At 47.4% G+C, this 1,950-nt stretch carries 2 protein-coding genes; both read left to right on the top strand.

The genetic code is table 11. The features are described from left to right. Positions 1 to 1,686 (top strand): hypothetical protein (locus ACE3T3_RS15865; protein ID WP_374668626.1); only part of this gene is annotated, 1,686 nt, incomplete at its 5' end. A gap of 43 nt (positions 1,687 to 1,729) precedes the next feature. Beyond that, positions 1,730 to 1,950: MBL fold metallo-hydrolase (locus tag ACE3T3_RS15860; RefSeq protein WP_374668624.1), on the top strand; the 221-nt coding region annotated here is incomplete at its 3' end.

Below are 1,950 nucleotides of genomic sequence, written 5' to 3'. Positions count from 1 at the left end.
ATTGGAATAAATCCAGGTGTTGCGGAGTTCCACAACAACCGCGCGTCGGCGCTGCAAAAAATTGGTGACAAATCTGAAGCTTTGAAAGGCTATCAGATGGCGCTAAAAATCAATCCGATGTATGCGAATGCTTTGTCCAATTATGGGGTTTTGCTGGCAGATTTTAATAGACCTCCAGATGCCGTTTCCGCATTGAAGAGTGCCATAAGGATGGGGCTGAATTCTGTAATCACATGGCATGTTTTGGGCATGTGTCAAAATGAATGTGGTGACAAAAAAGAGGCGTTGATTTCGCTGAAAAAGGCGGTGGATATTGATCCTGATCACGACGCATTGCTTTCTGATTATTTGCATGTAAAAATGAAAGCATGTGACTGGAGTGAGATTGGAGATCTGCGAGCGGTTTTGCGTGATGGAGTTAAAAATCGTGGATTGATTGCGAATCCATTTTCAGTTGCCACTTCTATCGATGATATTTTTTTGCAGCGCAAAGTGGCAGAGGGGTATGTTTCAAAAATATATGGATTTCACCGAGAGCTGACTGGTGAATTTCTGATGCCTAAATCCGGCCCCATCAAAATTGGATATTATTCGGCTGATTTTCAAGAGCATGCGACGATGTATCTCATGATTGAGATGCTGGAGGCGCATTCACATGGTGAATTTGAGTGGTTTGCTTTTAATTTTGGTCCGCAGCAGGAGGATGAGATGCGTCGGCGTGTGCGAGGCGCCGTAGATCATTTTATTGATGTGAGGGAGTTATCGGATGTCCAGATTGCGGAAAAATCAAGGGAATTGGGGATTGATATTGCCGTTGATTTAAAGGGGTACACCGGAAATACCCGCTTTGGGGCGTTTGTGTATCGGTGTGCTCCAGTGCAGGTGTCTTATTTGGGGTATCCTGGGACGACTGGTGCAAGATGTATGGATTATATGATTGCAGATGCTGTTGTCGCTCCTGAAGAACATAGCCAAGGTTATTCCGAAAGTGTTGTCCGGTTGCCGGATTGCTATCAGCCAAATAATTCGCAAAGAAAAATATCGTCGCGCACTTTCGCTCGTGCGGAGGTGGGGTTGCCAGAGAGTTGTTTTGTTTACTGTAGTTTCAATGCTAACTACAAAATAACCCCGGAGCTTTTTGATTGCTGGATGAATATTTTGCGCGGCAATCAAAACAGTGTGCTTTGGATTTATGTGGACAATGATCTTGCAGCTGATAATTTGGTCAAAGAGGCGATGTCTCGCGGAGTTGCATCAAATAGATTGATTTTTGCGAAAACAATGAACAACGAGGATCATCTGGCGCGCTACAAGTTGGCAGATTTGTTCTTAGATACATACCCATGCAACGCCCATACAACGGCAAGCGACGCCTTGTGGGCGGGTGTGCCTGTGCTCACAATTGCGGGCGAATCGTTTGCGAGCAGGGTCGCTGCAAGTTTGCTTACTTCGCTTGGGTTGAAGGAGCTCATTACCCGCTCGGCTGACGAATGCGTTCAAAAAGCAATAGCAATCGGCGTCAATTATTCAGAAATTTCCGCATTAAAAGAACGGCTGAATCAAAATAAGCAAAATGCAAAGTTATTCGATGGAAAGGATCGAGCGAAACAGTTGGAAAAGGCGTTTCGCATCATGCATGAAAGACGGATTGGGGGCATTGCTCCTTCCGCCATATCATTGGAATAAGAGTAGATATAGCCAAGCCATTTGCTGTTTTTAATTAGTACGCATGCCATTTCCCCTCCAACTCCTGGACCCCGCCTCCGGCACCTGCACCTATCTGCTGCACGACCCGCAGACGCGCGAGGCCTTGATCATCGACCCTGTCGATGCGCAGATCGAGCGCGACCTGGCCGTGCTGCAGGCCCGGGGCCTGCGGCTGTGCTGGGCGGTGGAAACGCACAACCATGCCGACCACATCACCAGTGCCGCCCTGTTGGCCGAGCACAC

It is taken from the genome of Acinetobacter sp. (genome assembly GCF_041919735.1).
Taxonomy (GTDB): Bacteria; Pseudomonadota; Gammaproteobacteria; order Pseudomonadales; family Moraxellaceae; genus Acinetobacter.
This window is presented reverse-complemented; position numbering and strand designations above follow the sequence as displayed.